Genomic DNA, 6,528 nt, shown 5'->3' with positions numbered 1-6,528 from the left:
GGATAATCCTTATGGACTGGACCTGACTCAGGAGCAAAGCGTGCTTAATTTTGCGGGGATGACAGTTGTACCATCACATAGATAACCGGGCAGGCAGGGCTGTTAAGCCCAGGATCTGCTGAGTTAATTCGTACTCTCCAAAAATTCTATTATGAAGCCCAATTAACACGTATCTTCTCCGGGGTGTTTCTAAGAGGGAAATACTTTAGCGCTGGGCTTAGCAGCCCAGCCTACAGTTATTTGGCTTTTTTTGTCGACGAATTGCCTAATATATGGACAGGGAGTGGAAGGAGCCAGCACACTAGATAGATTTAACGTTTAAAACCTAGATAGCAGAGGATGATTCCGATAATCAGATCAAATCCAATGGCGCTATAGGCAATACTTTCATTTTGCACAAAAAGAACAGTCGCTTGATCAATATAATGCGGATAAAAAATCATACTTGCTCCTTTCAGCAAGATGAGCCAAGAAATAATGGTGATTAAAAGCCGCCAGCTCCATTGCCAAACATTGTGGCTTACAACCATAAGTAGCCCAAGAATGAAAGTCCAAAAACCCAGAACCAGTATTAATGGTGCATCTTTTAACAAGGCTTGGACATAGATTGTAAATTGATGCATGTTGATTAATATGGCCACACTGATAACGATCAGATAAATTCCCAGAACCTTACTTAAAAACTTTGATGTATCCATTTGAGTACTCCTTTTATACTCTTATAATTGAAGTGTAGTCCAATTGAAATTTTGTGATTGTCGTAACCTGGCGTGGCGTAGCGAAAAACCGGGATCAAATGCATAGGATATTGCTCCCGAAACCTCGGGTTACGACTTCCTCACCCAGGCTACAATGAATGGAATTAAAGATTTTCATAGAGCTAATACACTAATATTTCATGCCTTTGTTCTTCCTCAGCAACTTTCATGGGGGGAGGGAATAAACTTTAGCTTTGCGCATAGGTGCGTGCTGAAAAATATTCTTCAGTCAGGCTTGTTACATTCTCTTTTGCGTGCGTCAGTCCAGATAAATTTTTTATCGCTAGTTTTAGGCTGTAATTGGGTTAAGACCTCTTTAAGTGGTTTCTTTTCTTGCTTTCAGTTTTATGTCATCGCGAATATGCAGGCTCATCATTTGCGCATTACGAGGGGAAATATTAAGCCCAGCATTTTGTGCTTTGCTATAGTAGCTTTGAATAAGATTTAATAAGTGCTTTGCATCATCATAATGGGTAATTGATTCTTTTCATACAATAAGTCGAGCTCTTCAAGGATTTCAGTTTTGGGTTTTCATTTAATTCCTGATGCGCATTTTTAATTTACAAAGTGCGTAATTACATGTCTTATGGTTTGTTTGGCGGGCACTGTAGTGTAAAAACGATTTGCACACAACTAAGGGAGGTACTTATTTAGAGCGCATGGCTAAATATTTATCAATCATTTGTCGTGAAAGGCTAATGGGTTTGGGTAATTGAGGCAGTTTTTTTATGGAGAACCATTGGGCATCTTCGATTTCCCTTGTATCAATTTGAATCTCACCACTTTCATATTCAGCAACAAACCCTAACATCAAATTACTTTGAAATGGCCATGGTTGGGAGGAAAAATAATGCAAGTTTTTTATCGTTAGTCCTACTTCTTCTTGGACTTCACGAACAACGGTGTGCTCAAGCATTTCTCCTGGCTCCACAAAACCTGCCAAGATACTGTAAATTCCAGGCATGAAATGAGGCGAACGCGCAAGTAAGATTTCATCATCTCGCCAGATGAGCGCCAACATGACTGGTGCAATTTGCGGAAAAATTAATGAATTACAATTTGAGCATACTTTGGCCCGTTCTTTATCACTGTATTTTGTTTTATGGCCACAATAGCCACAGTATTGAGTACTGCTGTCCCAGTGCAACAATTGTTTTGCTTTGGAAACAAGTAAAAACAAATCCTCATCGCTTATTAGCTCATGTGCTTGGCGAATGTGCTGAAAAGCCATGTATTCGGGTAATGCTGGTGGTTGTTGGCCAATTTGCACTGCAAAACACGGTGTCTTTCCGTATGTTCCTAAATAAATTTGCCGTTCAATCGAAAGATCGAGGGCGTTGATATCAAAAAGATGAGGTATGGTATGGTTTTGCAAAAGAATATTTTCACCGTGAAAAATAAACCAGAATGCGGGTTCCACAAATGAAGTAGGGGGATGTATTTGAGGAATAAATGGTTTTGACATAATGATACAATCCATAAGGTATACACTATTAAGTGTACATAATGGTCTTACAAGTGGTCAAATTCTATAGTTTTCCCTCTCCCTTGCCTTCTGCCAATAATAGGAAAGAGGAAAATCTTTTGCAATCCCTTCTCCCCAAGGGGAGAAGGGACCCCAGGGCCGATGAGGGGCTCTTAAAACATCCCATTACTATTTGCTGCCTCAGCAGGAATAGGTTGAATTACATCCCAATGTTCATAAATTTTATTGTTTTCCAGGCGAAAAATATCCACTATGGCTCTTCCTTGTGTTCCTGGTTCTAGAACAGAATGGACATGTACAATCACATAATCGCCATCTGCAAGAATACGTTTGATCTCACTATGTGATTGCGGATAAGTCTTTTTGAGGTAGTTAATGTAATTTTTTAAGCCATCAATCCCATCTTGAGCCAGAGGATTATGTTGAATATACCAAGCACCTAAGTAATTTTGTGCAGCATCAAAGTCTTTTTCATTCAATGCTTTTTGATAAAATTGAGTAACTATCTGTTTGTTTGCTTCTTGAATTGCTCCTGCGACTGCAGCAATTGAGTGAATCAATAAACTCCCAGTGATTAATGACATCAGTATTTTTTTCATTATGGCTCCTTGTTAATCTAACAAATTGATTATAAATGGCTATTTAAATAAAAAAAGCGCATAATTTTGACCAAACATATCTAATTTTTAGATGGATACGTGGCGAATCATGACTAAGGTAACTTTGGAACAATGGCGGGTATTGCAAACCGTAATCGATGAAGGAAGCTTTGCTAAAGCGGCAATAAAATTGCATAAAAGCCAATCCAATATCAGTTACACGGTTGCCAAACTTCAGGAAATGTTAGGTATGCAATTACTACAACTTGATGGACGCAAGGCCGTGTTGACTGAACAGGGAGTGGATATTTTAAAGTTATCGCGGCAAATTACCCGGGCGGCAAAAAATGTCGAAATTGCTGCGCTAAATTTAAAATCACCTTATGAAAAATCATTGCGTCTTGCCATTGATGAGATTTTTCCAGCGTCGGTATTAATGACCGTTTTGCACCAATTTGGACAGGAGAATAAACAGACTAAGCTGATTATTCATCAAGGTTTATTATCAGGTCCTAGTGATCAATTAGTCCACGGTGAAGTAGAGCTCGCGATTATTTCAAAAATTCCGGAGGGTTATATGGGTGATAAACTCATGGATGTGCATTTTCTTCCTTATGCTCATAAAGACAGTCCGTTGCATCAAAAACAGAGCACACTTGACGATCTTTATGATGAACGTTATCTCATTGCGCAGGATTCTGGAGCAAATAAAAAACGTGATGAAGGCTGGTTGGGTTCTGAATTTCATTGGAAGGTAAGTACCTTGGAAATGAAAGTTCAATGTGTGGCACATGGGATAGGTTTTGCCTGGCTCCCACAGCAAATGGTCGAAGAGAGAAACTTACCTATCCTTCCTCTCAATATGAAAGAAAATAACATCAGAACCTACCCAGTCTATTTAGTGCATCATCAACCTCAAGAAATAGGGCCATCAGCAAGACATTTAATTGATCTCTTTAAAAAATACTCGTGCAGCCCACGTCATCGTTGACAAAAAAAGCCCAGCCTACACTTGCTCTTGCGATTCTATGTCATCCCGAGCATGGCGAGGGATCTCATGATGACGTGGATCTAATGACATTAGGGATAAATTGGCCTATAAATAAAGATTAAAACTACCCTTAATCAAGAGAACACGATGAAAAGTTCAAAAATAAATTTGATGCTCAGTGGGTTGATTTTTTTATGTTCTGTAACAGCCTATAGTATGACTGAAAATGTTTCTCAGTCTGATTCAGATGCCGCGCGAATTTCCATGTTGGAGAAAGCACTGGCTCCACAAAAGCTGGACGAAGTTGCGAATTTGTTCGCAAAAGCGAATAAACAACGTAATGGCGCCGTTCAATTTATGTTGTTTTCGGATCAATTAAAAAAGAAATATAAAGACAATTGGCCTTATTGGGTTTCCGGAACTTCCAGCCCATGGATTACTTCTTATAAGATTAAAAAAATGGCAGAAAGTAAGAATTCTTGGGAGTTTGAAATAACATATCAATGGGCAACTGCTGATGGACCTTTTAATCCTCCATTGGTGCAAACTATAGTGGTCGCCCCTGTTCCTAAAAATATGAATTCATCACAAAAATTCTGGATAATGGAGTTTAATGAGAAGCCGTAAGATCAAACGCAACAGCACTAGTATTTTGCGTGAACGAAAAAGTCGGGCCTTGGCCCGACCTATGTCAGCTGAGTAAGGTTTTTCCAGGTACACATACGTTCACATAAATGAGCGCTATAATTACCTTAAGTATCTGTTTAAGGAATAAACAATGCATAATGGTGACGATGTAATAAGACAAGACGTGCAAAACATTTTATTGAGGAATGGGTTTTCCGCCAATGAATTTACAATAACCACCAAAAATGGTTCAAGCTATGATCCCAGCCAAATAGTGAGTGCACAAGTATGGATAACGATTGAGAAGAATTCTATAAAAAAACAATATGGCTTATACCGAAGTAATTGGCCAAATGATTTTGAAACAGATTTAAAAAATGGTTATTTTAACTAACTGAATAAGCAGCAGGGATGTTCTGTTCTGAAATACAGCTCTCCTTTTTGAACAATTGAGCGGATTTTAATAAGAATATTGTTTCTATGTAGTGTCATTGCCGCACAGGCGGGAATGACAGGAATTTAGAGGAGTTACTTAGTGAAAGAGTTTTTTCTATTTTTTGAGTACAGCAAACCCTAGTGCCGCAACTGCTAAGGCAGCCATCCCAATAGTTGTTGGAGAGAAAAAGCTATAAGGGCTTACTTCATCCTCGTCTTTTGGCGAAGTAGGCACGTCGTCTTGTGCAGGAACTAGGCCTCCACGTGCTGACGCTTTGTTTTGCTCCCGGAAAAATCTGCGCTCTGCTATTTTGTCTCTAGAAGTATAATAGATGTCTGTATGTATTATATCTTGCCCACTGGGTGTTGACGGTACGCCTACTATCGCCGTGGCTTCAATTTCTGAATAACCATTTTTTTGTAATTCTTTGATCTGTTGTTCTAATACTTTTTTAGTGGGAGAAGCACTCGGTGCAATTTTAAGCGATTCTGGGCGTATTTGTCCTTCAGACTGAGTATCATTCCAGGAAACACTTTTTTTGGTCTTTTTAGTAGACTCAGTTGATTTGGATAAAATACTTTTGATCTTTTTACTCGATTCAGTGGGTTTGGATGAGTCGTCTTTGCTTTGCATTGGATAAACCTCTTGTTTTCATCAAAAATCAATCAATTTTATCAATAAATGATTAAGGAAATATGAGCTTCAAAAAAGGAGAGCATTTTTCTATTTTCTTGTGGTAATGAACTCTATTGTTGCTTGGATTAAAGCTGCTCTTACGCCAATAGTAGGTGGTGAGAAAAAGTTGTATCGATTTACGTTTTTGTAGGCTTCTTTAGAGGTATCCTTAACCCGGGTTATGCTTTGCCTTCACCCAGGCTATAATCTTTGTAACTGTTGGTCGTTTTCTATTGGTTACTAAACGCAACAATTCCCACTGTAGCAACTGCTAAGGCGATTCCCACTCCGACTCCAATAGTAGTTGGAGAGAAAAAGCTACAAGGATTTACTTTATTCTCTTCCCGCAATTTTTTGCCCTCCGCTATTTCTTCTTTAGAGGCATAAAATATTGGTTCTGTTATAATGACTTGTCCACTTGGTGTTTGCGCTTTTCCTACTATCGCAGTGGCTTCAATTTCGGTATAACCACTTTTTTGTAATTCTACAATCTGCTTGTCTAGTGTTTTTTTGTTAAGAGAAGCACTTTCCCTAATCACCAGATGTCCCTCATCCATTTTTCCTTCTGTCTTATCGTCATTCCATGAAACACTCTTTGGGGTCTTTTTAGCAGATTCAGTTGGTTTGGATAAAATACTTTTGGTCTTTTTAGTAGATTCAGTTGAACTGGATGAATCGTCTTTGCTTTGCATTGGATAAATCTCTTGTTGTCAAAAGTTAATCAATTATATCAATAAATGATTAAGGAAATATGAACTTTAAAAAAAGGGAGGTATTTTTTCTTCTTGCCTGATTCAATTTGTGTGGAATTATCGTGTTTGACGAACATAGAAACTCTGTTTTATTGTATAAATTTAAATCAATTTAAACGACAAATCATTAAGAGAATATGAAATTGAAATAAAACAATGTATTTTTAGGATCAGATGCGAGCGGCTTTTTAACGGTAGCAATTT

General features: G+C 38.2%; 8 protein-coding genes. 3 read left to right on the top strand and 5 right to left on the bottom strand.

What is annotated here, in order from left to right; translation table 11 throughout:
• Nucleotides 1-311: 311 nt before the first annotated feature.
• The 3 genes from BGO44_RS11465 to BGO44_RS11455 form a co-directional block, all read right to left on the bottom strand.
• The gene (locus tag BGO44_RS11465; protein WP_058509832.1) at nt 312-698 is read right to left on the bottom strand and encodes a hypothetical protein; all 387 of its coding nucleotides are present in this window, start codon (nt 696-698) and stop codon (nt 312-314) included.
• A 706-nt stretch (nt 699-1,404) separates the two neighbouring features.
• Nucleotides 1,405-2,223: an NAD(+) diphosphatase gene (nudC, locus tag BGO44_RS11460; RefSeq protein ID WP_273200433.1), complete on the bottom strand. Its 819-nt coding sequence runs from the start codon at nt 2,221-2,223 to the stop codon at nt 1,405-1,407.
• 173 nt (nt 2,224-2,396) lie between these two features.
• Nucleotides 2,397-2,843 (bottom strand): nuclear transport factor 2 family protein, encoded by a 447-nt coding sequence (locus BGO44_RS11455; protein ID WP_273200432.1) that lies wholly within the window; start codon nt 2,841-2,843, stop codon nt 2,397-2,399.
• 109 nt (nt 2,844-2,952) lie between these two features.
• Between BGO44_RS11455 and BGO44_RS11450 the strand changes: the two genes are divergently transcribed.
• From BGO44_RS11450 to BGO44_RS11440, 3 genes are all read left to right on the top strand, one after another.
• Nucleotides 2,953-3,834, top strand: a complete 882-nt coding sequence (locus BGO44_RS11450) for a LysR family transcriptional regulator (protein ID WP_273200431.1) — start codon at nt 2,953-2,955, stop codon at nt 3,832-3,834.
• Between the two features lie 147 nt (nt 3,835-3,981).
• Nucleotides 3,982-4,461 carry a hypothetical protein gene (locus BGO44_RS11445; RefSeq protein WP_273200429.1) on the top strand — a complete coding sequence of 160 codons (480 nt, stop codon included), beginning with the start codon at nt 3,982-3,984 and terminating at the stop codon, nt 4,459-4,461.
• A 151-nt stretch (nt 4,462-4,612) separates the two neighbouring features.
• Nucleotides 4,613-4,855 (top strand): hypothetical protein, encoded by a 243-nt coding sequence (locus BGO44_RS11440; RefSeq protein ID WP_058509838.1) that lies wholly within the window; start codon nt 4,613-4,615, stop codon nt 4,853-4,855.
• 156 nt (nt 4,856-5,011) lie between these two features.
• Here the strand turns inward: BGO44_RS11440 and BGO44_RS11435 are convergent, their stop codons facing one another.
• Together BGO44_RS11435 and BGO44_RS11430 are read right to left on the bottom strand one after the other, a co-directional pair.
• Nucleotides 5,012-5,530 (bottom strand): hypothetical protein, encoded by a 519-nt coding sequence (locus BGO44_RS11435; RefSeq protein WP_273200428.1) that lies wholly within the window; start codon nt 5,528-5,530, stop codon nt 5,012-5,014.
• A 272-nt stretch (nt 5,531-5,802) separates the two neighbouring features.
• Nucleotides 5,803-6,264 carry a hypothetical protein gene (locus tag BGO44_RS11430; RefSeq protein ID WP_273200426.1) on the bottom strand — a complete coding sequence of 154 codons (462 nt, stop codon included), beginning with the start codon at nt 6,262-6,264 and terminating at the stop codon, nt 5,803-5,805.
• Nucleotides 6,265-6,528: the final 264 nt, after the last annotated feature.

This window comes from Legionella sp. 39-23, assembly GCF_001897665.1.
GTDB lineage: Bacteria > Pseudomonadota > Gammaproteobacteria > Legionellales > Legionellaceae > Legionella > Legionella steelei.
This window is presented reverse-complemented; position numbering and strand designations above follow the sequence as displayed.

Coding starts and splice junctions, on each gene's coding strand:
- nudC (WP_273200433.1), bottom strand. CDS start 2,223: ATGTCAAAACCATTTATTCCTCAAATACATCCCCCTACTTCATTTGTG.
- BGO44_RS11465 (WP_058509832.1), bottom strand. CDS start 698: ATGGATACATCAAAGTTTTTAAGTAAGGTTCTGGGAATTTATCTGATC.
- BGO44_RS11450 (WP_273200431.1), top strand. CDS start 2,953: ATGACTAAGGTAACTTTGGAACAATGGCGGGTATTGCAAACCGTAATC.
- BGO44_RS11430 (WP_273200426.1), bottom strand. CDS start 6,264: ATGCAAAGCAAAGACGATTCATCCAGTTCAACTGAATCTACTAAAAAG.
- BGO44_RS11445 (WP_273200429.1), top strand. CDS start 3,982: ATGAAAAGTTCAAAAATAAATTTGATGCTCAGTGGGTTGATTTTTTTA.
- BGO44_RS11455 (WP_273200432.1), bottom strand. CDS start 2,843: ATGAAAAAAATACTGATGTCATTAATCACTGGGAGTTTATTGATTCAC.
- BGO44_RS11435 (WP_273200428.1), bottom strand. CDS start 5,530: ATGCAAAGCAAAGACGACTCATCCAAACCCACTGAATCGAGTAAAAAG.
- BGO44_RS11440 (WP_058509838.1), top strand. CDS start 4,613: ATGCATAATGGTGACGATGTAATAAGACAAGACGTGCAAAACATTTTA.